The organism is Janthinobacterium sp. LM6 (assembly GCF_002002885.1).
Lineage (GTDB): Bacteria > Pseudomonadota > Gammaproteobacteria > Burkholderiales > Burkholderiaceae_D > Janthinobacterium > Janthinobacterium kumbetense.
This window is the reverse complement of the sequence record NZ_CP019510.1, coordinates 4163648-4186171: the sequence shown is the minus strand read 5'-3', so window position 1 is coordinate 4186171 and position 22524 is coordinate 4163648. Positions and strand designations below refer to the sequence as shown.

The window sequence follows — 22524 nt, the reverse complement described above, 5'->3', positions numbered from 1 at the left end:
GACGAAAAATCATGCTAGCACGGAAAGTTTTGGTATTCATGCCATTTTTCAGGCGTGCTCATTCATATGTTTTTCGACTGAATACGCGAATAAAATCGTATTTGTCGTCAATATTTGGCGGGTGCATAGTGGAGTGCCGGCAGGCTTGCGCGAGCGCAAAGTGGCCTGGCATGGCGATGGCGGTTTCCTGCGGAAACGCAAACAGAGGGAGGGCTGTTGCCGTGCGGCCCGCGCCCGGGCACTGGAAATACAACAGCTGCCGCGGATTTTTTTCGGCAGGATGCGTGTTGTTGCAACGCGACAGGGGCGCCGCCTGCGGCGAAGCCCCTGTGCGGGTGAAGCGGCGACATGCGTGGCCGCATGCCGCTATCTGCTTAAAACTCTTCCCAATCGCCGGCTGTCACGGCTTCCGCTTGCACCGCACGGGGTTTTGCCGGCGCGGCCTGGCGCTTGACGGTGCTGCTGGCCGGTGCCGGTACCAGGCGCAGCGGCTTCTGGCTGGCGCGCGCTGGCGCTGGGGCGGGTGCCGCCACCTGGCCGTCGTGCGTCTTGAAGATACTCACGGTTTGCACCAGGTGGCTGGCCTGGTCGCGCAGCGATTCGGCCGCCGCCGCCGCTTCTTCCACCAGCGACGCGTTTTGTTGCGTGACGCTATCCATCTGCGCCACCGCCTGATTGATCTGCTCGATGCCGGTGGACTGTTCCTGGCTGGCCATCGTGATGTCAGCGATGATGTTGCTGACGCGGGCGACGCTGGCGACCACCTCGGACATCGTCGTGCCCGCTTGCGCCGCCAGCCTGGCGCCCGCATCGACGCGGCTGACGGAATCGTCGATCAGCGTCTTGATTTCCTTGGCCGCGCTGGCGCTGCGCTGGGCCAGGCCGCGCACTTCGGTGGCCACGACGGCGAAGCCGCGCCCCTGTTCGCCGGCACGCGCCGCTTCCACGGCCGCATTCAGGGCCAGGATATTGGTCTGGAAGGCGATGCCGTCGATGACGCTGATGATGTCGACAATTTTGCGCGACGATTCGCTGATCAGGTCCATGGTGCCCATCACTTGGCCCACCACGGCGCCGCCCTTGCTGGCGACGTCCGATGCGGTCGTGGCCAGCACATTGGCTTCGCGGGCATTTTCCGCATTCTTGCGTACGGTGCTGGTAAGTTCTTCCATCGAGGAAGCGGTTTCTTCCAGTGAACTGGCTTGCTGTTCCGTGCGCAAGGAGAGGTCGTTATTGCCGGTGGAAATCTCCTCGGCGGCAAGGGACACCGTATCGGAATCCTGGCGCACGGAGGACACCACCGAGGTCAGCGACACCTGCATGCGCTGCAGCGCCGACAGCACGCTGACCGTATCGTGCGCTGCAACGCTGAGTTTTCCTGTCAGGTCGCCGCCCGCCAGCAGGCTGACGGCGTCGCACAGTTGCTTCGGTTCTGCGCCCAGCGCCTTGAGCAGGCTGCGCGTGATGAGCCAGCCCGCCAGGGCCGCCAGCACGATGGAGAGCATGCTGGCGCCGATCAGGATATTTCTGTTGAGAATGTAGCGTTCGTTGTCTTCCTGCAAGATGAGGGCGGAGCGCTGATCCGTCAGGGTGAAATAGTCATCGCTGGCGGCGACGAGGGCGGCCAGCAGAGGACGGCATTCCTCGTTCATCTTGACGATGGCTTGCTCGGTTTTCTTTTGCAGCGCCAGGTCCACGATGGCCAGCGCCACGGGGGCGTAGCGTTTTTCGATGCTGTCGATTTTGTTGATGATGGCGCGCACTTCGTCCGATACCCCGGGCTGCTGTGCCAGCTGCAGCAGATGCTGCATGTTCCTGGAGACATCGGCGTGCGCCTGCAAGACGTGTTTGCGTTCGGTTTCCAGGTCTTCTTGCTTGGTGACAAGCACCAGGTTCCTGGCCGCCACGGCACGCATGTCGATCGCGTCACGCACGCGGTGCGCCGTGTTGGCGCGGGCCGTGATGCCGTTGACATACTGCTCAAAGCCGGCGTTGAAGGTGGAAAAACTCCGCACCGACAGAACCGAGATGCCGATGAGGAAAAAGACCAGCAGGCCGAAAGCCAGAGTGAGCTGGGTGCGAACGGTGAATTTATCCATGATGCCTCTCCCAAGAATACGTGGTGACGATTAGAAAGGGTGCTTGCGCGGGACAAGTGGCGGGCGTTTGCCTGCCAGCGGGTCGTGCCTTGCGCAGTACTTCTCTATCCAGGACACGGATTCGTGGTGTGAGGATGTGTTACTTAAAAACCGATTTCAATAATTTATTTGTTTTATTTATTAAATTCATTGTTGCATAAAAAATTCAGTAAATCAATGAGATTTTCGTGCCGAAAAACAACTTTTCGGCACGCAAGGCTTGTTCCGGCGCCATCGGATCGGGCGCGGGAAAAGCGTCTGGCGGATGCTGCGGATCAGCCGGGAACCGGCGTGCCCTGGTGAAAAATCATTTGCCAGCGGCCATCGCGCCACTTCCACAGCGAACTGCGCAAGCTGGCGCTGGCGGGCAGGGCGCCGCTGGCGTGGCGCTGCGAGCGATAACTAACGAAGGCCACATTGTCGGCCAGCAGGCGGGCTTGAAAATCGCTGATGCTGCGCGGACAAAAATCTTCTGCCGGCAAGTCCGACAAGGTCGCGGCGCGTGTCCAGAGCTTGCCCGAGCTGCCGAATTCGACGAACTCGTCGGCTAGCAGCGCTGCCAGCCTGGCGCTGTCGGCGCGCACGGCCTGGCTTTGCAGCGCCGCTTCCAGCGCCTGCAGCTGCGGCGCCAGGCGTGCGCTGTCCTGCGTCTGCTCCCGCGTCTGCTCCTGCGTGTGATCCATTACCAAGGTCTTCAGATGGGAAACGCGCCCGCGCCCGAGACATTCAGGCAGGCGACCTTGTCGCTGGAAAAATACTTGATTTGCCCCAGGCCGATGGCGTAGCAGCCGTCGCTGAGCGGGGAAATGGGGCCGGTGAGTTTTTCACCGCTGATCAGCGTCACCACCCAGGGCGTGGTGGCCGGTTTGCCCGCGTGGGCCAGTGCGTGTTGTACCAGGTCTGACATGGAGCCTCCGATGGAAATCAAAGCTCGATGATAGCAGTGCCGCGCGGGCTTGGGCGATGCCGTGCCGGCCTGGCGCGCGGACTGCGCCATGGCCGCCGCGGCAGGCATGACTGGGTGTCATTATTTATTTGCATAATAGCAATTAAGTGATATAGTTGACAAGTACTCCTGGCGACAAAGCTTGGCAAGGCAATGTTGATTGATCCTTTTCTGCCGTGCTGCGTTGGTTCCGCCGCGCGCCGCGCGCAGTACTTTTGAAAGCCGCACCATGTCCAGCCAGTACCCTGACGCACCGCCCCGCTTTTCCATGCCCCCGCCGCCGGTCACCAATACGCCGCTGGAATTCATGCCCACGCACGACCTGTCCTTCTGGGACAGCGATGTGACGTCGGGCTGCACGGTGTCGCTCGATGCCGCCGTGTCGTTCAAGGATGGCTACCCCTCCTTGCGCATCGACCTGCCAGCCGGCTTGCCTGCCGGTACCGTCGTGAAAGTGGGCACGACAGGCGCTGCCGGCAAGGGCCAGCCGCGCATCCCGTTCAACTGGGACCTGCAACGCTTTTCCTTCGCCCTGCGCTCGACGAATGCCGCCATCATGCAGACGGGTGGCATGATTTACCTGGGCAACAGCGATTACAGCAGTTTCTGGTCCGGCTTCCTGAATGCCTTGCATTACGGCGGTTCCGCCGCCGCCGACACCTTGATGTTCGTCAACAATGAGTGGTGGGTGCCCAAGCTGGCCACGCCGCTCGATTGCGAGGGCACGCCCACGGCACAAAACCTGTCGCGCGGAAAATTTACCGTGCAGCTGACTGCTGCCACGACGCAGCCGGAAACCATCTGGCTGGGCATGCTTGCGGCGTTGCCGAAGCGTAAATTGCCCACCGTCATCTTGTCTTTTGACGATGGTTATGCCTCCTGGGATACGTATCTGATGGAGCGATTGAAATACTATGATTTGCCGGCCTCGTTTGCCATCGTCACATCGCTGCTGGGACAGCCCGATTACATGTCGGCCGAGCGCATGAAGGCGCGCTTCGACGATCCGTCGCGCCTGTTCGACTTTACCCTGCACCAGAGCGTGCACGACAATGTGGCGGTACAGGGTTCGGTCCAGTACGTCACTGCGCTGCAGGTGGGGCGGGACAAGATGCGCGCCGCCGGTATCGGCGGCGACGGGCCGTCGCACCATGCGTGGGTCGAATCGCTGTGGACCAATACGGCCATCGACGCGATGCGCGCCGCCGGTTTCCTGTCGGCGCGCGGCGCCGGCTATACGGCCGAGCGCGGATTCGACCAGGTGTTTTTCACTGGCAACGACAAGGATGCCTACATCCTCAATACCTCCACGGTCAACCTGACAAACGACGCCAGCTTTGCGCAAGTCCAGGCGGCGATCCAGGCGGCGGTGGGCGACGACAGCTTTGTGTTTGTCAACGGCCACGATATCGTCAGGACGCCAACGTCCGACTACCAGACCTCGTATGCGGTCATCGATGAATTGCTGGCATGGCTGGCGGGGCAAGTGGCTGCCGGCGCGCTGCAAGTGGTGTCGCATAGCCGCTGGTTTGCCGATACGACGGGCAGGGTGACGGACCGGCGCTGATCGCCCCGGGAGCAGGGCTGCGCCGGCGCCTCAGGCGTCGGCCAGCAAGTTCTTCGGCAGGGCCACCGACACCAGCTTCCAGTGCCACAGGCCGTCGCGCGTCAGGGTCAGTTCGCCGATATGGCTTTTGCTGTGCGCGCGCTGCACCACGACGCTGTCCCAGGAGGTGTAGCGCAGTTTGTAGTCGGGCTTGGTATTGCGCTTGCGGCCGCTGATGTCGCTGACCTTGGCGAGCGGCTTTTCGTAGCGGTCATTGAGCTTCATCAAGGCGACGATGCCTTCGGGCATCAGCATGGTATCGAGCAAGGGGTCGATGACGTCGGGACTGATGTCGTCGGCCACTTCGGGCGCCGAAAACAGGGCGTGCAGTTGTTGTCCGAGGCTGCCGCGCAACTGGAGCAGATCGATATGCGCCGCCAGGGCCTGGGTATCTTCGTCCATCGTGGCCGTGCGAATCTTGTTCATGGTGAAATACGGGCTGCCATAGAAGACGCCGGCCAGCGCGACCAGTGCCACTACAGCGAGAAGCATCATTCTTTTCATCGTGCGATCTCTCGGATGCCTGGCGACCCGGTGCGCCTGAAGTGTTGGCATTCTACATAATATTTCCCAAAATCAATATAGAGGTTTAAGTAAGTGTTGTTTTAGATCAAGTTTCTTTAAAGTAATTCCGGCGGCAAGGTGATGTCCGTCAATTTCCAGTCCCAGATGCCATGGCGGCGCAGCAAAAACTGGCTGGCGGCGGGGCCGGCGCCGCTGCGCCGCAGCACCACTTCGTTCCACGAGCGGTACGCCATGCCGAAGTCGTGGCGCTTGCCGTCCGCCCCGTGCTTGCCATGCAGGATCAATACCGTGATGCCGGGCGGCGAGACGATGGTGTCGAGCATTTCCTTGAAATCCACTTCATTGGCCGTTTCGCCGGCCGCCCGCAGCTGGCGCGCCACGCTGGCGCGCACGGCGGGCAGGTCGGCCTGCTGCGCCAGGTTTTCCAGGCGCACGGATTTCGCCGCGATGCTGATGCGGTACATGGCGATATAGGGGCTGACCCAGGTGAAGCCGATGGCGGCGACGCTAAAAATGAGCGCGGTGGCGTACTTTCTTTTCATGGTCCGTGTTTTTGTATGAGCTGTGCCGCCGTGATTTTACCCGGCCAGGGGCGGTGGATGGTGTAGCATTCGTGCCGGCGCGGACCATCGCGCCGCAATATTGAGGACAACCATGAATATCACTATCAATCAGGTGCTGCAGTCGTATATCGACCCGCTCACCGCCAGCGAGTACGCGGCGCTCGAGCGCAGCCTGCTGGCCGAAGGCTGCCGCGATGCGCTGGTGCTGTGGAACGACGTGCTGATCGACGGGCATAACCGCTACGCCATCTGCCGCCAGCACGGCATCGAATTCAAGACCATCCAGAACACCAGCTTTACCTCGCTCGACGATGTCATGCTGTGGATGATCGACAATCACCTGGCGCGCCGCAGCGTGTCGGACTTCCAGCGCGGCGTGCTGGCCCTGCGCAAGAAGGAAATCGTCGCCGCGCGCAGCCCGGCGCCCGTCAGCGCCCAGGATGCGCCGGAAGGCGAAAACGCGCCGAAGCCACCCATGAGCACGCGCGAAGAGGTGGCCAAGGCGGCCAGATTGAGCAGCAACCAGATCAGCCAGATCGAGAAGATCCAGAAAGCGGCCTCGCCGGAACTGGTGGAAGCCGTCCGCTCGGGCACGATCTCGATCAATGCGGCGGCCACCGTGGCATCCCTGCCGCCGGAAGAACAGGTGGCGGCCGTCGCCGGCGGTAAAAAACTGCTGCGCCAGGCGGCCAAGGAAATCCGCGAACAGCGCGCCGCCACGCGCACGCCGCGCGAGCCGAAGGCGCCCCACGTGTCGCAGGATACGCCGGAAACGGGCAACGAGCCGTGGGCGGAAAACGCGGCCCAGGCGCCGTCCGAAGCGGAGCGCCTGCGCGGCGAGATCGCCAGCCTGAAGCAGAAGGTGGCGCAGCTGCAGGCGGAAAATGTGGAACTCAGCCAGCGCATAGCCGCCTTGATCGACGCATCCTGACTATTGGAGTAGTTCATGCCAGTTCGCCGTGCCCTGTTCGCCGCCATCGCCTGCGGCATCGTTGCCAGTGCTCCCGCGCTGGCGGCGCCCGCCGTTTCCGTCACGGACATGGCCCGCTGGCAGGCGCAGGCCGCCAACGTCAGCATCGCGCGCGACACCTGGGGCATTCCCCACGTGACGGGCAAGACGGATGCCGATGCCGTCTTCGGCTTGATGTATGCGCAGGCCGAGGATGATTTCCCCCGCGTGGAATTGAACTATATCAATGCCATGGGGCGGCTGGCGGAGGTGGAGGGCGAGCGGGAACTGTACCGCGACCTGCGCATGAAGCTCTTCATCGACCCGGCCGAGCTGCAGGCGCAGTACCGCGCCAGCCCGGCGTGGCTGCGCAAGCTGATGGATGCGTTTGCCGACGGCCTGAATTTTTACCTGGCCACGCATCCGCAGGTGAAACCCAGGCTGATCGCGCATTTCGAGCCGTGGATGGCCTTGAGTTTCAGCGAGGGCAGCATCGGCGGCGATATCGAATCGATCAACCTGGCGCAGCTCGAAGCGTTTTACGGCCAGCAAACCGCAGCTGTGGCGCTGGCCAGCGTGGAAACCGGGTTGGCGTCGGGCCTGGACCCCGAGCCGAGCGGCTCGAACGGTTTCGCCATCGCGCCCGCCATCACGAAAAATGGCCATGCGCTGCTGATGATCAACCCGCACACCTCGTTCTACTTCCGCCCTGAAGTGCAGGTCACCAGCGGTGAAGGCTTGAACGCGTACGGCGCCGTCACCTGGGGCCAGTTCTTCGTCTACCAGGGTTTCAATGAACGCCTGGGCTGGATGCACACCTCGGGCGGCGGCGACGTCATCGACGAATACCTGGAAAGCATCGTCGACCACGATGGCGCCTGGTTCTACCGCTATGACGGCGGGCTGCGGCCCTTGAAAACCGTGCCCATCACTTTGCCATACAAACTGGCCGATGGCAGCATGGGTTCGAAAACCATCACCGTCCACTACAGCCACCACGGTCCCATCGTGCGCGCGCAGGACGGCAAATGGGTGGCCGTGCGCCTGATGCATGAACCGTTGAAGGCTTTGACGCAGTCGTACACGCGCACCAAGGCGCGCGACTATGCTGCGTTTTATCAAACGATGGAATTGCGCACGAATTCGTCGAACAACACGGTGTATGCGGATGCGGATGGCAATATCGCCTATTTTCACGGCAATTTCATCCCCGTGCGCGACCCGCGCTTCAACTGGAAGCAGCCCGTCGACGGCAGCGACCCGGCCACGGAATGGAAAGGGCTGCACACGGTGGCGCAAACCATCACCCTGTTCAATCCGAAAAACGGCTGGATCCAGAATACGAACAACTGGCCGTATTCGGCGGCTGGTGCCAACAGCCCGCGCCAGCAGGACTATCCCGCCTACATGTCCGTGTATGGCGAGAACGCGCGCGGCCTGCATGCCGTCAAGGTTTTCCAGAACCAGAAGGATTTCACGCTCGACAAGCTGATCGCCGCCTCGTACGACAGCGAACTGACGGCCTTCGAAGCGCTGCTGCCGCCGCTGTTCGCGGCCTGGGATGCGCTGCCGGCGGGCGATGTGCACAAGCTGGCGCTGGCCGACAAGGTGGCCTTGCTGCGGGCCTGGGACTGGCGCTATGCGCTGGACTCCACCGCCACCTCGCTGGCCGTGTTCTGGGGCCAGGAGCTGGCCGAGTTGGCGGGAAAACAGGCGCGCGAGCAGGGCGTGCCCGTCGTCGATTTCCTGGCGACGGACAAGGTCACGGCGGCGCAGCGCCTGGCTGCGCTGGCGACGGCGGCCGATAAACTGCAGCGCGATTTCGGCCACTGGCAAACGCCGTGGGGCGAGATCAACCGCTTCCAGCGCCTGACGGGCGACATCGTGCAGCCGTTTGACGATGCGCAAGCCAGCCTGCCCGTGCCTTACGCGTCGGGCAACTGGGGCGCGCTGGCCGCGTATGGACAGAGCAGCAAGAGCACCACGCGCAGGATCTACGGCGAGCGCGGCAACAGCTTTGTGGCGGCCGTGGAATTCGGCCCCCGCATCAAGGCGAAAAGCATCCTCGCCGGTGGCCAGAGCGGCGACCCGGCATCGCCGCACTTCCGGGACCAGGCGGCCATGTATGCGCGGGGCGAGTTCAAGGAGGTGCTGTTCTATCCCGAGGACGTGACCAGGCACCTGGAGCGCAGGTATCGGCCGGGGGAGTGAGGAAGCCCCACAGCAAAAGCTGGGGTCGTACCCTCAGGGTACGACTCCAGTAGTTCTGGTCTTGGGTTGATTTGACATATCAAATCGCGTCGAGCGCCGTGCGCAGGTCATGGCGCAAATCCTCGATATCCTCGATCCCCACCGACAGGCGGATCAAGCCATCGCCGATGCCCAGCTTGGCCCGTTGCTCGGCCGGGATGCTGGCATGCGTCATCAGGGCGGGATGCTCGATCAGGCTTTCCACGCCGCCCAGGCTTTCTGCCAGGGCGAATACTTCGCAGCGCTCGAGGAAGCGCCGCGCGCCGGCCAGGTCCGTATCGAGGTCGATCGAGATGATGCCGCCGAAACCATCCATCTGGCGCTGCGCCAGCGCGTGCTGGGGGTGCGACGCCAGGCCCGGGTAGAAGACCTTTTTTACTTCCTTTTGCTGCTCCAGCCACTGCGCCAGGGCCAGGGCGCTTGCGCAATGGCGCTGCATGCGGATGGCCAGGGTTTTCACGCCGCGCAGGGCCAGGAAGCTGTCGAACGGGCCGGCAATTGCGCCCACCGAGTTTTGCAAAAAGCCCAGCTGTTCGCGCCATTCTGCCTGGCGTTCTTCCGCGCCGACGATGGCGATGCCGCCGATGATGTCCGAGTGGCCGTTCAAATATTTGGTGGTCGAGTGCACGACGATGTCGAAGCCGTGTTCGAGCGGACGTTGCACCAGCGGGCTGGCAAACGTGTTGTCGGCCACGGCGATGATGCCCCGTTCGCGGCAGATGTCGGCAATCGCGCGCAAATCCGCCAGTTTCAGCATGGGGTTGGTGGGCGTTTCCACCCATACCATCTTCGTTTCCGGGCGCAGCGCGGCCAGCAGGTTTTCCGGATTCGTCAGGTCGACATACGTGAATTCATGACCGGCCGAGCGGCGGCGCACCCGTTCAAACAGGCGGTAGGTGCCGCCGTACATGTCGTCGCCGGCGACGATGTGGCTGCCAGAGTCCAGCAATTCCAGCACGGACGAGATGGCGGCCAGGCCCGAGGCGAAGGCGAAGGCCGCGCTGCCGCCTTCCAGGTCGGCCACGCAGCGCTCGAGCGCCCAGCGCGTGGGATTGTGCGAGCGGCCGTAATCGAGGCCTTTGTGCACGCCGGGGCTGTCCTGCACGAAGGTCGAGGTGGCGTAAATGGGCGGCATGATGGCGCCCGTCGACGGGTCGGGCGACTGGCCGGCGTGGATGACGCGGGTGGCCAGATGGCTCTTGCGGGGGATGTCTTGGCTCAAGATAAAGTCCTGCGTAGGTGGTTGAGAAGGTCGAAGCGGGTGATCAGGCCATAGAAGCCGGTATCGTCGGCGACGACGGCCGTCAAGCCCCGGTCCAGGGTGGCGCGCAGGGCGGGCAAGCCGCTGGACGGCGCCAGCGTTTCGATCTGCGTCGTCATGGTGGCGCCCACCAGGCCCGCGAAATGCGCGGCGTCGCTCGACACATGCAGCAGCAGGTCCGACTCGTCGATAATGCCGACCAGTTGACCTGCATCAATGACGGGCAGCTGGGCCAGGTCGCTGGCGCGCATGCGGTTGAAGGCCGTGAGCAGGGTGTCGCCGGGCGCCACGCTGACCACGTCGCCCTCGTCGTAGCGGCGCCCGATCAGGTCGCGCAAGTCGCCCGAGAGCGCGCGCTGCAGCAGACCCTGGTCGCGCATCCAGCCATCGTTGTAGACTTTAGATAAATAGCGCGTCCCCGTGTCGCAGACGAACGTGACGACGCGCTTCGGGCTAGTCTGTTCGCGGCAGTATTTGAGGGCGGCGGCCAGCAGGGTGCCCGTGGACGAGCCGCCCAGGATACCCTCGGCGCGCAGCAGGGCGCGCGCGGAATCGAAACTTTCCTGATCCGTGATGGTGTAGGCCTTGGTGACGCTGGCCATGTCGGCAATCGAGGGAATGAAGTCTTCGCCGATGCCTTCCACGGCCCACGAGCCGCTCGTGTCGCTGACTTTGCCCGTGTCGATGTATTCGCTGAGGATGGAGCCTTGCGGGTCGGCCAGCACGAATTCCAGCTTCGGCTGCGCCTTGCGGAAGTAGCGCGTCAGGCCCGTCAGGGTGCCGGACGAACCGACGCCGACGACGATGGCGTCCACGTCATGCCCGCTTTGCTCCCAGATTTCGGGCGCCGTCGTCGTTTCGTGGGCCAGCGGATTGGCGGGATTGTTGAACTGGTCGGCAAAGAAGGCGCCTGGCAGTTCGCGCGCCAGGCGCGCCGCGTAATCCTGGTAGTACTCGGGATGGCCCTTGCCCACGTCCGAGCGCGTGGTGTGCACTTCGGCGCCCAGGGCTTTCAGGTGCAGCACTTTTTCCGTCGACATCTTGTCGGGCACGACGAGAATCACGCGGTAGCCCTTGATGCGGCCCACCAGGGCCAGGCCGATGCCGGTATTGCCGGCCGTGGCCTCGACGATGGTGCCGCCCGGCTGCAGGCTGCCGTCGGCTTCTGCCGCTTCGATGATGGACAGGCCGATGCGGTCCTTGATGGAACCGCCGGGATTTTGCGATTCCAGTTTCAGGAACAGCTGGCACAGGCCCGTGTCGAGCCTGGTGACTTCGACCAGCGGGGTGTTGCCGATCAGCTTGTATAGCGCTGGCGGCGAGGGTGGGGATGGCATTCGATCATTCATGGTGGCTCCTGTCAGAGAAACAGCCGCTCCGGATTGTGTCCCGAGCCGCCTTCCGTGCCGCGCAGTGTAGGCGGGTGCACGGGTGCGGCGAACGAATGTTTGCATGCTTGCATATGCGGCTTTCGCATATCAGCAGCAGCGCGGCTATAGCGAGCGCGATTCGAGTATGCGCCGTTTTTAGTCCGCTTGCCGCGCCAATGACACGACTATTAAGCTGCCGCAAGCCCGCCATTGCGATTTATAATCACGCCTCGAAAAGATACTAAATAGTATTGAAATTACTCAGACAGGGCAGGCGGCAGTGGCAAAACTTTATTTCCGGTACTCCGCGATGAACGCGGGCAAGTCGACGGCCTTGTTGCAGGTCGCGCACAACTATGAAGAGCAGGGCCAGCAGGTGCGCCTGTACACGGCCGCAATCGACAGCCGCTACGGCGTGGGAAGGGTCACTTCGCGCCTGGGCCCGCAGCGCCAGGTCGATATCTTCCATGCCGACACGAATTTCCTCGACGCTATTCCCCAGGTGGCTTGCCTGCTGGTTGACGAAGCGCAATTTCTCAGCACGGCACAAGTGCAACAATTGCACCAGCTGGCGCAAGTGAAGGGCGTGCCCGTCATCTGCTATGGCTTGCGCACGGATTTCAAGGGCGAACCGTTCCCCGGCTCGGCCTATCTGCTGGCGCTGGCCGACGATATCGAGGAATTGAAGAATATTTGTACTTGCGGCAAGAAGGCCACGATGAACATCCGCGTGGATGAGCAGGGCCGCCGCATCAAGGAAGGCGAGCAGATCAGTATTGGCGGCAACGAGAGTTACCGCCAGGCGTGCGGGCGCTGTTTCTACTCGTAAGCTAATTCCTTATTCGGCGACGGGCACGCCCACGTCCGCATCGTCGGACAGCGCCAGATCGCCCCGCTCGAACGCGGCCAGGATGTCATTCGCGCGTGTCACGTCGTGTTCGCGCACCATGACGCGGGCGCCGCCGATGGCGGCCGCCAGCAGCATGTCGGCCTGCATGTGCTGGTCGTCCGTCAGCAGCACGTCGATGCCGGCGGCGGCCAGGCAGCCGCGGATGACGTGCGCATCCGTGGGGATCATCAGCCGGGCAATTAAAACGTAGTCGTCGTGCATGGTGCCTCCTGGCAAGGTGGATTCATCCCCATCTTAGCACCAGGCTCGCCCTTACAGTTTGAACACGCCCACCACCTGGTTCAGCTCCTGCGCCTGCTCCTGCAAGGCGTCGGCCGCCGCGGCCGCTTCTTCCACCAGGGCCGCGTTCTGCTGGGTCACCTGGTCCATCTGGGCGATGGCCTGGTTGACTTGCTCGATGCCGCTGCGCTGCTCTTCGCTCGCCTGGGCGATTTCGGCCATGATGGTGCTCACTTGCTGCACGCTGGCTACCACGGTATCCATGGTGGCGCTGGCCTGGCTCACTTGCGCGTGGCCCAGGTCCACCGTGCTGGCGGACGCCTGGATCAGGTCCTTGATGTCTTTCGCCGCTGCCGTCGAGCGCTGCGCCAGGGTGCGCACTTCCGTGGCGACGACGGCAAAGCCGCGTCCCTGTTCACCGGCGCGCGCCGCTTCCACGGCCGCGTTCAAGGCCAGGATATTCGTCTGGAAGGCGATGCCGTCGATGACGCCGATGATGTCGGCGATCTTGCCCGACGAGCTGCGGATGGCGTCCATGGTGCTGGCCACCTGCGCCACGGCCGCGCCGCCTTCCGCTGCCAGGCTGGACGAGTCATGCGCCAGTTTGCTCGCTTGCTGCGCGTGATCGACGTTCTGGCGCACGGTGGAGCTCAGTTCTTCCATCGAGGCGGCCGTTTCTTCCAGCGAGCTGGCTTGCTGTTCCGTGCGGCTCGACAAATCCAGGTTGCCGCTGGCGATTTCACCGGACGCCGTGGCGATTTGCCCGGCGCTGCCGCGTACATTGCTGACCACTTGCGACAGGTTGTCGCTGATGCGGTTCATGGCCAGCAGCAGGCGGCCGATTTCGTCCAGGCTGCTGGTATCGAGGTGCACCGTCAGGTCGCCGGCGGCGATTTGCGCGGCGGCCGTTTCGGCGGCGGCCAGCGGGCGCGACACGAGGGTGCGCACCAGCCAGTACAGCAGCAGGGCGAAGACGAGCAGGGCGATGAAGCCGGAAATGGCCAGCTGGTTGCGCAGTTGGCGCGCTTCCAGGGTGATCTCATCCGTGAACGTGCCGCCCGCGATGATCCATTGCCAATCCTTGAATTGACGGTAAAACAGCTGCTTTTCGCGCGCGCTGGCAGCCGTTTCGCCCGGTGCCGTCCACGTGTAGCGCATGGCGCCGTCCTTTTGCGCCAGCATTTCCTGGATGAACATGCGGCCGTCGCTGGCCTTGAACTCGAGCGCACTCTTGCCTTCGCTGTTCGGGTGCAGCACCAGGTGGCCGTAATTGGCGCCGGGCGCCGTGTCGACGATATAGATGTAACCCGTCTGGCCGATCTTGACCTGGCGAATCTTCTCTTTCAGCATGGCCAGATTCTTGCTGATATCGAGGCCGATGAACAGCACGCCCACCACCTTGCCGCCCGCATCGCGCACGGGGTCATACTGCGTGATGTATTGCTTGCCAAATAAAGTTGCCATGCCAACGAAGCGCTGGCCGGCGCGCAGCGGCGCATAGCTGGGATGGTTGTGGTCGAGCTGGGTGCCGATGGCCCGTTCGCCATCCTGTTTTTTCAGCGACGTGCTGATGCGCACGAATTCATCGCCGTTGGCGGCAAAGATGGTGGCGATCACGCCCGTCTGGGCCGTGTAGCGGTCGACCACGGCCGTGTCGAGGTTGAGCACCTTGCCGCCGTTGGCCAGGGCGGGCGTGGCCTTGCCGGCCACGGCCACCATGGCGCTCGTGTCGACCGAGAACGGGCCGGGAAATTCGGCCGCAAACAGGCGGGCAAAGCTGGCCGCCTCGTTGACCATGGCGGTATGAAATACTTCCGTGGTCGTCATGACGCTATTGAGTTCGCTGGTAACGGCCGCTTCGGCGCGCTGTTCCAGGGCATTGGAGGTGCGGATGCTGATCAAGGTTGTCAGGCTGGCGAGGATCAGGCTGACCAGCGCAAACGTGAAAATGGTGATCTTGCCGCCGACACTCCAGTGGCGGGGGGAGAATGATTTTGTAGGCATAGTGTGAGTCTGGCAAAGGGTAATCAGCTCGGCCATTCCTGGTCATGACATGACACGCGGGGAGGGGATCTGGTGGGGAATGCGCTTGAAACGGAGGCGCGCCGGCTGTCGGGCCGCGCACAGGCAAGCTGAATTTCAGGGCGCGATGATAGCATGTTGCTTGTGTTTTGTTACTAAGTGTTTCCCGCAGGAATCATTTCTTTTGCATAAAAACATCATCTGCATCAAGGATTGCAAAGACTGACTATTGACTTTTTTGATTTCAGTAATGAATGTTGCTGTTCGTTACGGCCGGATGATGCGATTTTTGTCACGAATGTTTCACTTTGTAATGAATGACACGCTGCCTTTAATCCGCGTTTAAGCTTCCAGGAAGAAACTGATATTCCATGGGAGACTGCCAGGCCGTATCCTGTAGAATAATATGCAGACCAGTCGTGTATTCCCCTTACTGTCTTGCTGGCTGGCGCATGCCTATCTGCGCCGCCTGGAATTGATTCAACTAATTTTCGGAGAAGCCGATGAAGAAGCAAATGATGCTGGTCACCCTGGTGCTTGCCCTGTCAGCCCACGCTGGCGCAGCCCAGACGGACAAGAGCGCCGCTCCTCCGCTACCCATGAAGCCGCTGGCCCAGCAAACGCAGGCCGCCTTGTGGGCATCGCGCGTATTGACACGCGTCCATTACAAGGCCATGCCGCTCGACGACGCCATGTCGGAGAAAATCTTCGATCGCTACTTCAAGTCCCTGGACGCGGAAAAACTGTTTTTCGTGCAAGCTGACGTCGACCGTTTCGCGCCGCTGCGTACCAAGCTCGATGACGCCATCATCAATGAAGACTTGACGGCGCCGTTTGCCATCTACAACCTGTACCAGCAGCGTTTCGACGAGCGCATGGCGTATGCGCGTGAATTGCTGAAAACCAAGTTCGACTTTACGGCCGACGAGAGCTACCAGCTCGACCGCGAAAAGGCTGCCTGGCCGAAGAATGACGAGGAAGTGCGCGACCTGTGGCGCAAGCGCGTCAAGAACGACTGGCTGCGCCTGAAACTGGCGGGCAAGGAAGACAAGGCCATTCGCGAGACCCTGGACAAGCGCTATGAAAGCTACACGACCCGTTCGCGCAAGCTCAACAGCGAAGACGTGTTCCAGATTTTCATGAATTCCTACGCCATGTCGATCGAGCCGCATACGAATTACCTGGGCCCGCGCGCGTCGGACAACTTCGACATCGCCATGCGGCTGTCGCTCGAAGGCATCGGCGCCGTGCTGCAGACGCGCGACGAATACACGGTGGTGCGCGAAGTCGTGCCGGGCAGCCCGGCCGGCCTGTCGGGCAAGCTGAAAGTGGGCGACCGCATCGTCGGCGTGGGGCAGGGCGAAAGCGGCCCCATCACCGAAGTGCTGGGCATGCGCATCGACGACGTGGTGCAGCTGATCCGCGGCGCCAAGGATTCCGTGGTGCGCCTCGACATCCTGCCGGCCGATGCCGGCCCGGACGCCAAGCACGTGGTCTTGCCGCTGGTGCGCAAGAAAATCAGCATGGAAGAGCAGGCGGCGAAGAAATCGGTCATCGAAGTGCGCGACAACGGCGTCAAGCGCCGCATCGGCGTCATTTCCCTGCCGACGTTCTACCAGGACTTCGAAGCGCGCCGCCGCGGCGACAAGGACTTCAAAAGCGCCACGCGCGACGTCAGCCGCTTGCTGGCCGAGTTGAAGAAGGAGAAGGTCGACAACGTCCTGATCGACTTGCGCAACAACGGCGGCGGTTCGCTGAACGAAGCCGTCGAACTGACGGGCCTGTTCATCGACAAGGGCCCTGTCGTGATGCAGCGCAATGCCGAAGGCAAGGTCGAAGTGGAAAGCGATACGAATGCCGGCCTGGCCTGGGACGGCCCGATGGGCGTGCTGATCAACCGCGGCTCGGCTTCCGCTTCCGAAATTTTCGCCGCCGCCGTGCAAGACTATGGCCGCGGCGTCATCATCGGCGAAGGCAGCTTCGGCAAGGGCACCGTGCAGACCCTGTTCAACCTCGACCGTTTCGGCGGCAGCGAGAAAGCCCGTTTCGGCGAGCTGAAGATGACCATCGCCCAGTTCTTCCGCATCAATGGCGGCACCACGCAGTTGCGCGGCGTCACGCCCGACATCAAGCTGCCAGCCATGTCGGACGCGGAAAACTTCGGCGAATCGAGCTATGACAATGCCCTGCCATGGGTCGCGATCAAGCCGGCGCCCTACATGCCGACGGGCGACTTGAAGGAGATCGTGCCGCTGCTGGACAAGAAACATGATGCGCGCGTGGCCAAGGACAAGGATTTCCAGTACTTGCTCGATGACATAGCCCTCGTCGTCAAGCAGCGCAAGGAAAACCAGATTTCGCTCAATGAAACCGTGCGCCGCAAGGAGCGCGATGCCCAGGAAGCGCGCGCCAAGGCCCGTGAAAAACGCCTGATCGCGCAGATTTCGAACCCTGCCGACGACCTGGTGGTGATTCCGGATCCGAAAGACGTGCTGAAGGGCGCGAAAGCGGCCAACAAGACGGCCAAGCAGATCGCCGCCGTGAAGGGCGCCTTGCGCACGGACGACGGCTTGCAGGGTGACGAACGGGCGCTGAGTGCCGAACTGGACGCTGAAACGGCCGCGAAGAGCGCCAAGGACGTGCTGCTGAACGAAGCGGCGCGCATCCTCGCCGACGAAGTGGCGCTGATCAAGGCCGATAGCCGCATGGCGTCCAAGGTCTTGCCATATGGCGCGGACGGCAAGGCGACGCCGGTGACGGCAGCGAAGTAAGGCTTGTTGTCGCGTAAGAAGCCGGTTCCTTGCGGAGCCGGCTTTTTTTTCGCCGTCAGTTATCTGTCTGGCGTATTTCTATCATTCCAACAATCAATTGGATTGATATGCCGCGACGCAGCATAATGCACCTGTCTCCTCTATTCTCCTCCAAGAAAATAGATTCAGCCCGCTCTCGCAGCGGGCTTTTTTTTGCCTCAGATTTTGTGCGCGGGCAGTTGTACGTCGGGCTGGGCGGCCAGCAAGGCCGTGATCCAGCCCGCAAACGCCTGCAGCTTGGGCGTGGCCAGCCGGCCTTGCGGCGTCAGCAGGGACATGGGCATCGGCGTCGGCGGGTGATCCGCCAGCACGGCCACCAGGGCGCCGCTGTCGAGGTGCGCGCGCACCTGGTACTGGGCCGCTTGCGCCAGGCCCAGCCCTTGCAGCGCGCAAGCGACGCTGGCGTCCGCATCGTTGACGGCGATGGGGCCGGCCATCTGCACGCGCACCACCTCCTTGCCTTGCAGGAAATCCCAGTCGAAGGCGCGTCCCGTGCGGCCCGAGTAATGCATGATGCCCCGGTGCGTGGCCAGGTCGGCCAAGGTGTGCGGCGTGCCGTGCCGCGCCAGGTAGGCGGGCGAGGCGCACGTGACGAAGCGCATCAGGCCGACCTGCTTGCCGATGAAGGCGGAATCTTGCAAGGTGCCCACGCGCAAGGCGCAATCGATGCCTTCCTGCGTCAGGTCGACCAGGCGGTCGGTCAGGCTCAGCTGCAATTGCACGTCGGGCCAGGCGGCGTGGAATTGCGCGATATGGGGGATGATCAGGCGCCGGCCCACCGTATTGGGCAGGTTGATGCGCAGCAAACCGCGCGGCTTTGTCGCGTCGGGGCCGCGAAACGCCAGTTCCGCCGTGTCGACGGCTTTCAAAATATCGATGCAGTGGCGAAAGTAGTCTGCCCCTTCCGGCGTCAGCGACAAGCGGCGCGTGGTTCGCTGCAGTAATTGCGTGCCCAGGTAGGCTTCCAGCTTTTGCAGGGTGGCCGTCAGCGCGGCACGGGGCAAATTCAAGGTTTCGGCCGCCTTGGAAAAACTGTTGGCTTCGACGATGCGCACGAAGGTCTGCATGGCCTTGATCTTGTCCATAGGATAGCTTCCATTGTTCATTTTATGTGAAAAGTATAAGTGGATTATGCCCTGATTATCTTAGGCCCGGTTTTGCCTAGAATGGCCACATCCCTATCGAACCGAGGAAACAACATGAACAAGGCCTCACCTTCCGCTCCCCACGATATTTCACCCGCCATGGTGCTGCTGCTGGCCATCGCCTCCGGCCTGATCGTGGCCAACCTGTATTACGCGCAAACCCTCGTCGGGCCCATCAGCGCCTCGACGGGCCTGTCGGCCAAGGCGGCCGGGCTGATCGTCACCCTGACGCAAGTCGGCTATACCCTGGGCCTGCTGTTTGTCGTGCCCCTGGGCGATTTGCTGGAAAACCGCCGCCTGATCGTCACGGCCTTGCTGGTGACGGCCGCGGCGCTGATGGCGGCGGCCCTCTCCACGGGCGCCATCGTGTTCCTGGCCGCGGCGCTGGCCATCGGCCTCGGCTCCGTGGCGGCGCAAGTGATCGTGCCGTTTGCCGCCCACCTGTCGCAGGAAGCGACGCGGGGACAGACGGTGGGCAAGGTGGTCAGCGGCTTGTTGCTGGGCATCATGCTGGCCCGCCCCGTGGCCTCGCTGGTGGCGGCCCACGCGAGCTGGCACGTGGTGTTCGGCGGCGCCGCCGTGCTGATGCTCTTGCTGGCGCTGGTGCTGCGCCGCGCCTTGCCCGTGCGTCAGCCCGTGTCGAACATGCGCTATCCGGCCTTGATGGCCTCGCTGTGGCATTTGTTGCTGGGCACACCCGTGCTGCGCCGCCGCGCCGCCTATCATGCGGGCCTGTTCGGCGCCTTCAGCCTGTTCTGGACCGTCACGCCGCTGGTGCTGGCCAACCCCGCGTTCGGCCTGTCGCAAACGGGCATTGCCATCTTCGCTCTGGTGGGCATGGCGGGCGCCGTCGCTTCGCCTATCGCCGGCCGTCTGGCCGATGCGGGCCACACCTTGCCGGCCACGGCCGCCGCGCTGGCGCTGGGCATCGTCGCGTTTGCCTTGCCGATGCTGGCGCCGGAGTCGAAACACGTGGCGCTGGGCTTGCTGGTGGTGGCGTCCATCGTGCTCGACATGGGCGTGGCGGCGAATCTGGTGCTGGGCCAGCGCGCCATCTTCAGCCTGGGCGCGGAAGTGCGGGGCCGCCTGAACGGCCTGTACTTTGCCCTGTTCTTCGCCGGCGGCGCGGCCGGCTCGGCCATCGGCGCCTGGGTGTATGCGAGCTATGGCTGGCAAGCAACCTTGCTGGCCGGCATGGCGTTTCCGGGCCTGGCCCTGCTGGTATGGCTGGGAGAATTTTTGCCGCAAGCCACGCGCCGCACGGCTTGAAACCCTGATGGCGCCTCGTTATCACTGACGGCTATTTCTATCATCATGAAGATAAAGTGGCGTGATATGCCGCGATGCCGCAAGATGCACTTGTCTCCTCTATCTCCTCCAAGGAAATAGATTCAGCCCGCTTCCGTAGCGGGCTTTTTTTTGCCGTTTTAAATTAAATCAATACCAATTAGATTACTACGAGATCGAGCGCGCGCATGAAGTTCGCCGCCTGCGCATGCGTGATGACGGCGCCTTTCAGCAGGGATGCTTCGCTCAGTTTGAACCCGTCGATATCGGCGCCGCGCAAGTCCGCGCCCTGGAACTTCGCCAGTTTGATGGTGGCGTTGCGCAAGCTGCCCCCTTCGAAGACGGCGTCGCGGAAGTCGCAGCCGGCCAGATAGGCGTCAGAAAAGTCCAGCTGCTTTAATATTGCCTTGCGGAACGAGAAGCCGCGCAGGTCGGCGCCCACCAGCAGGCTGTCTTCGAAGGTGAGGCCCAGGTGGGCCACTTCCTCGAACGAGGCGCCCGTCAGCTTGCAGCCGCGGTAGGTGGCCGAGGCCAGCTTGGCGCGCCGCCATTTTGTGTTGTTCAGGTCGCAGCCTTCGAAGCTGGCGTCGACGGCGTCGACGGATTCGAAATCGGCGCTGCCCGCGCGGCAGCGGCGCCAGGTGCTGCGCGCCAGTTTGCTGGCGAACATATTGGTTTCGGCAAAGGTGCAGCGCTCGAAGGTGCAGCCCTGCAAATCGAGGCGCGACAAATCTTCGCCGTCGAAGGCGCAATCGATGAAGTGGCGTGCCGATTGCGCCAACTGCTGCTCGATGCCGGCGCGGTCCAGGGTCATGTTGCTTACTGCGGTGTCGTGTGTTGCCATCCGTTTATTATTCCTAATCAAAGCAGGGGAGGGATGGCGCGGCGGGAAAATGCACGAACCAGAACACCTCCCCGGCTGGTGTAAAGCCAGGGGTCAGCGCCGTGGGTCCGCGTGGGCGGGAGCATGCCGGACGGTGCCGGGCACTTACCGGGTTACCAACCGGTGCGCTCATTTTCGATCAGCGCGTATTGTAGCTTGTCCGAATCGGCCTTGCCAGTTCTTGCGAAGCCGGGTTAGTATTGTTGCAGGCGCAGCCACTGCGCCAACGTCGCTCGGACGGATCCGGGCGCTTACGTACAGAGATAACCATGACCGACAGCCAAGCTCCGCGCAGATTTTCGCGCATCAATCGTCTTCCCCCCTACGTTTTCAATATCACCGCCGAACTCAAGATGGCCGCGCGCCGCCGTGGCGAGGATATCATCGACATGTCGATGGGCAATCCCGATGGCGCCACGCCGGCCCACATCGTCGACAAGCTGGTCGAGACGGTGAAACGCCCCGACACGCACGGCTATTCCGCGTCTAAAGGCATTCCGCGGCTGCGCCGCGCGATTGCCCACTGGTACAAGAAGCGCTACGAGGTCGACATCGACCCGGACAGCGAAGCCATCGTCACCATCGGCTCGAAGGAGGGCCTGGCCCACCTGATGCTGGCAACGCTGGACCGTGGCGACACGGTGCTGGTGCCTAACCCCAGCTACCCGATCCACATTTGGGGCGCCGTGATCGCGGGCGCCGATATCCGCTCCGTGCGCATGGGGCCGGGCGTGGATTTTTTTGCCGAACTGGAACGGGCCATCCGCGAAAGCTATCCGAAACCGAAGATGATGGTGCTGGGTTTTCCGTCCAACCCCACGGCGCAGTGCGTGGAGCTGGAGTTTTTCGAGCGCGTCGTGGCGCTGGCAAAACAGCACAATATCCTGGTGGTGCACGACCTGGCGTATGCCGACATCACCTTCGATGGCTGGAAGGCGCCGTCCATCATGCAGGTGCCCGGTGCGCGCGACGTGGCCGTGGAGTTTTTCACCATGTCGAAAAGTTACAACATGGCGGGCTGGCGCATCGGCTTCATGGTGGGCAATGCGGAACTGGTGGCGGCTTTGGCGCGCATCAAGAGCTACCACGACTACGGCAGTTTTACTCCAGTGCAAGTGGCGGCCATCGCCGCGCTGGAAGGCGATCAAAGTTGCGTGACGGAAATCTGCGCCCAGTACCAGCGCCGCCGCGACGTGCTGGTGAAAGGCTTGCATGAGGCGGGCTGGATGGTGGAAAAACCGAAGGCGTCGATGTATATCTGGGCGCATATCCCGCAAGCGTATCGCCACCTGGGCTCGCTGGAATTTGCCAAGCTGCTGCTGCAAAAAGCGAAAGTGAGTGTCTCGCCCGGCATCGGCTTCGGCGAATACGGCGATGAATACGTGCGCTTCGCCCTGATCGAAAACGAGGCGCGGGTACGGCAAGCCTTGCGCGGCATCAAGAATATGTTGCGTTCCGGCGACGGGAAAGCGGAAGCGGCAGCATAAAAGTTGCCGTATGGAATGAAGTGTTGCCCCTAATATCACTGCCGCGTATTTCTGACATCACGAATATAAAGTGGTTTTATATGCTGCAACGCGGCATCATTCATCTGTCTCCTCTATCTTCCTCCAAGGAAATAGATTCAGCCCGCTCCCGCA

Annotated in this window: 18 protein-coding genes; 7 read left to right on the top strand and 11 right to left on the bottom strand. The window is 62.4% G+C overall.

Features of this window, described 5'->3' with window-relative positions:
- Positions 1-374: 374 nt before the first annotated feature.
- From BZG29_RS28690 to BZG29_RS18365, 3 genes are all read right to left on the bottom strand, one after another.
- Complete coding sequence (locus BZG29_RS28690) at positions 375-2099, bottom strand: methyl-accepting chemotaxis protein (RefSeq protein ID WP_077406019.1); 1725 nt, start codon at positions 2097-2099, stop codon at positions 375-377.
- A gap of 314 nt (positions 2100-2413) precedes the next feature.
- The gene (locus BZG29_RS18370) at positions 2414-2821 is read right to left on the bottom strand and encodes a nuclear transport factor 2 family protein (RefSeq protein ID WP_077406016.1); all 408 of its coding nucleotides are present in this window, start codon (positions 2819-2821) and stop codon (positions 2414-2416) included.
- Positions 2822-2832: 11 nt separating this feature from the next.
- Positions 2833-3045 carry a hypothetical protein gene (locus tag BZG29_RS18365; RefSeq protein WP_010399127.1) on the bottom strand — a complete coding sequence of 71 codons (213 nt, stop codon included), beginning with the start codon at positions 3043-3045 and terminating at the stop codon, positions 2833-2835.
- 268 nt (positions 3046-3313) lie between these two features.
- Between BZG29_RS18365 and BZG29_RS18360 the strand changes: the two genes are divergently transcribed.
- Positions 3314-4651, top strand: a complete 1338-nt coding sequence (locus BZG29_RS18360) for a polysaccharide deacetylase family protein (RefSeq protein WP_150130985.1) — start codon at positions 3314-3316, stop codon at positions 4649-4651.
- Between the two features lie 30 nt (positions 4652-4681).
- On the opposite strand, the gene BZG29_RS18355 is transcribed toward BZG29_RS18360, so the two are convergent.
- Both BZG29_RS18355 and BZG29_RS18350 read right to left on the bottom strand, forming a co-directional pair.
- Positions 4682-5185, bottom strand: a complete 504-nt coding sequence (locus BZG29_RS18355) for a DUF2939 domain-containing protein (protein ID WP_171985051.1) — start codon at positions 5183-5185, stop codon at positions 4682-4684.
- Between the two features lie 125 nt (positions 5186-5310).
- Positions 5311-5757 (bottom strand): DUF2939 domain-containing protein, encoded by a 447-nt coding sequence (locus tag BZG29_RS18350; RefSeq protein ID WP_077406004.1) that lies wholly within the window; start codon positions 5755-5757, stop codon positions 5311-5313.
- Positions 5758-5869: 112 nt separating this feature from the next.
- Between BZG29_RS18350 and BZG29_RS18345 the strand changes: the two genes are divergently transcribed.
- Positions 5870-6709, top strand: coding sequence for a hypothetical protein (locus BZG29_RS18345; protein ID WP_077406001.1), 840 nt, complete (start codon positions 5870-5872; stop codon positions 6707-6709).
- A 15-nt stretch (positions 6710-6724) separates the two neighbouring features.
- Positions 6725-8938, top strand: a complete 2214-nt coding sequence (locus BZG29_RS18340) for an acylase (protein WP_077405999.1) — start codon at positions 6725-6727, stop codon at positions 8936-8938.
- Positions 8939-9017: 79 nt separating this feature from the next.
- Here the strand turns inward: BZG29_RS18340 and BZG29_RS18335 are convergent, their stop codons facing one another.
- A complete protein-coding gene (locus BZG29_RS18335) occupies positions 9018-10199 on the bottom strand; it encodes a PLP-dependent aspartate aminotransferase family protein (RefSeq protein ID WP_077405996.1) in 1182 nt (393 codons plus the stop codon).
- The gene (locus tag BZG29_RS18330; protein WP_077405994.1) at positions 10196-11575 is read right to left on the bottom strand and encodes a cystathionine beta-synthase; all 1380 of its coding nucleotides are present in this window, start codon (positions 11573-11575) and stop codon (positions 10196-10198) included. Before BZG29_RS18330 ends, BZG29_RS18335 begins: the two co-directional genes overlap by 4 nt.
- 343 nt (positions 11576-11918) lie before the next feature.
- Here BZG29_RS18330 and BZG29_RS18325 point away from each other — a divergent pair, with 343 nt between their 5' ends.
- Complete coding sequence (locus BZG29_RS18325) at positions 11919-12437, top strand: thymidine kinase (RefSeq protein ID WP_240453395.1); 519 nt, start codon at positions 11919-11921, stop codon at positions 12435-12437.
- Positions 12438-12446: 9 nt separating this feature from the next.
- Here BZG29_RS18325 and BZG29_RS18320 read toward each other — a convergent pair whose 3' ends face one another.
- Together BZG29_RS18320 and BZG29_RS18315 are read right to left on the bottom strand one after the other, a co-directional pair.
- A complete protein-coding gene (locus BZG29_RS18320) occupies positions 12447-12719 on the bottom strand; it encodes a DUF2007 domain-containing protein (protein WP_077405991.1) in 273 nt (90 codons plus the stop codon).
- A gap of 51 nt (positions 12720-12770) precedes the next feature.
- The gene (locus BZG29_RS18315) at positions 12771-14741 is read right to left on the bottom strand and encodes a methyl-accepting chemotaxis protein (protein WP_171985050.1); all 1971 of its coding nucleotides are present in this window, start codon (positions 14739-14741) and stop codon (positions 12771-12773) included.
- A 521-nt stretch (positions 14742-15262) separates the two neighbouring features.
- Here BZG29_RS18315 and BZG29_RS18310 point away from each other — a divergent pair.
- Entirely contained in the window at positions 15263-17530 is a 2268-nt protein-coding gene (locus BZG29_RS18310; RefSeq protein ID WP_077405988.1) for a carboxy terminal-processing peptidase, read from the top strand.
- Between the two features lie 197 nt (positions 17531-17727).
- Here the strand turns inward: BZG29_RS18310 and BZG29_RS18305 are convergent, their stop codons facing one another.
- Positions 17728-18654: a LysR family transcriptional regulator gene (locus tag BZG29_RS18305; RefSeq protein ID WP_077405985.1), complete on the bottom strand. Its 927-nt coding sequence runs from the start codon at positions 18652-18654 to the stop codon at positions 17728-17730.
- Between the two features lie 114 nt (positions 18655-18768).
- Here BZG29_RS18305 and BZG29_RS18300 point away from each other — a divergent pair, with 114 nt between their 5' ends.
- On the top strand, positions 18769-19983 hold the full coding sequence (locus BZG29_RS18300; protein ID WP_077405982.1) for an MFS transporter: 1215 nt from the start codon (positions 18769-18771) through the stop codon (positions 19981-19983).
- A gap of 178 nt (positions 19984-20161) precedes the next feature.
- Here BZG29_RS18300 and BZG29_RS18295 read toward each other — a convergent pair whose 3' ends face one another.
- Positions 20162-20845 (bottom strand): pentapeptide repeat-containing protein, encoded by a 684-nt coding sequence (locus tag BZG29_RS18295; RefSeq protein WP_253192638.1) that lies wholly within the window; start codon positions 20843-20845, stop codon positions 20162-20164.
- 308 nt (positions 20846-21153) lie between these two features.
- On the opposite strand from BZG29_RS18295, the gene alaC reads away from it, so the two are divergent.
- Positions 21154-22371 (top strand): alanine transaminase, encoded by a 1218-nt coding sequence (gene alaC, locus BZG29_RS18290; RefSeq protein WP_077405976.1) that lies wholly within the window; start codon positions 21154-21156, stop codon positions 22369-22371.
- Positions 22372-22524 lie beyond the last annotated feature (153 nt).

Coding starts and splice junctions, on each gene's coding strand:
- BZG29_RS18330 (WP_077405994.1), bottom strand. CDS start 11,575: ATGCCATCCCCACCCTCGCCGCCAGCGCTATACAAGCTGATCGGCAAC.
- BZG29_RS18340 (WP_077405999.1), top strand. CDS start 6,725: ATGCCAGTTCGCCGTGCCCTGTTCGCCGCCATCGCCTGCGGCATCGTT.
- BZG29_RS18345 (WP_077406001.1), top strand. CDS start 5,870: ATGAATATCACTATCAATCAGGTGCTGCAGTCGTATATCGACCCGCTC.
- BZG29_RS18350 (WP_077406004.1), bottom strand. CDS start 5,757: ATGAAAAGAAAGTACGCCACCGCGCTCATTTTTAGCGTCGCCGCCATC.
- BZG29_RS18365 (WP_010399127.1), bottom strand. CDS start 3,045: ATGTCAGACCTGGTACAACACGCACTGGCCCACGCGGGCAAACCGGCC.
- BZG29_RS18355 (WP_171985051.1), bottom strand. CDS start 5,185: ATGATGCTTCTCGCTGTAGTGGCACTGGTCGCGCTGGCCGGCGTCTTC.
- BZG29_RS18300 (WP_077405982.1), top strand. CDS start 18,769: ATGAACAAGGCCTCACCTTCCGCTCCCCACGATATTTCACCCGCCATG.
- BZG29_RS18325 (WP_240453395.1), top strand. CDS start 11,919: ATGAACGCGGGCAAGTCGACGGCCTTGTTGCAGGTCGCGCACAACTAT.
- BZG29_RS18305 (WP_077405985.1), bottom strand. CDS start 18,654: ATGGACAAGATCAAGGCCATGCAGACCTTCGTGCGCATCGTCGAAGCC.
- BZG29_RS18310 (WP_077405988.1), top strand. CDS start 15,263: ATGAAGAAGCAAATGATGCTGGTCACCCTGGTGCTTGCCCTGTCAGCC.
- BZG29_RS18315 (WP_171985050.1), bottom strand. CDS start 14,741: ATGCCTACAAAATCATTCTCCCCCCGCCACTGGAGTGTCGGCGGCAAG.
- alaC (WP_077405976.1), top strand. CDS start 21,154: ATGACCGACAGCCAAGCTCCGCGCAGATTTTCGCGCATCAATCGTCTT.
- BZG29_RS28690 (WP_077406019.1), bottom strand. CDS start 2,099: ATGGATAAATTCACCGTTCGCACCCAGCTCACTCTGGCTTTCGGCCTG.
- BZG29_RS18360 (WP_150130985.1), top strand. CDS start 3,314: ATGTCCAGCCAGTACCCTGACGCACCGCCCCGCTTTTCCATGCCCCCG.
- BZG29_RS18295 (WP_253192638.1), bottom strand. CDS start 20,845: ATGGCAACACACGACACCGCAGTAAGCAACATGACCCTGGACCGCGCC.
- BZG29_RS18370 (WP_077406016.1), bottom strand. CDS start 2,821: ATGGATCACACGCAGGAGCAGACGCGGGAGCAGACGCAGGACAGCGCA.
- BZG29_RS18320 (WP_077405991.1), bottom strand. CDS start 12,719: ATGCACGACGACTACGTTTTAATTGCCCGGCTGATGATCCCCACGGAT.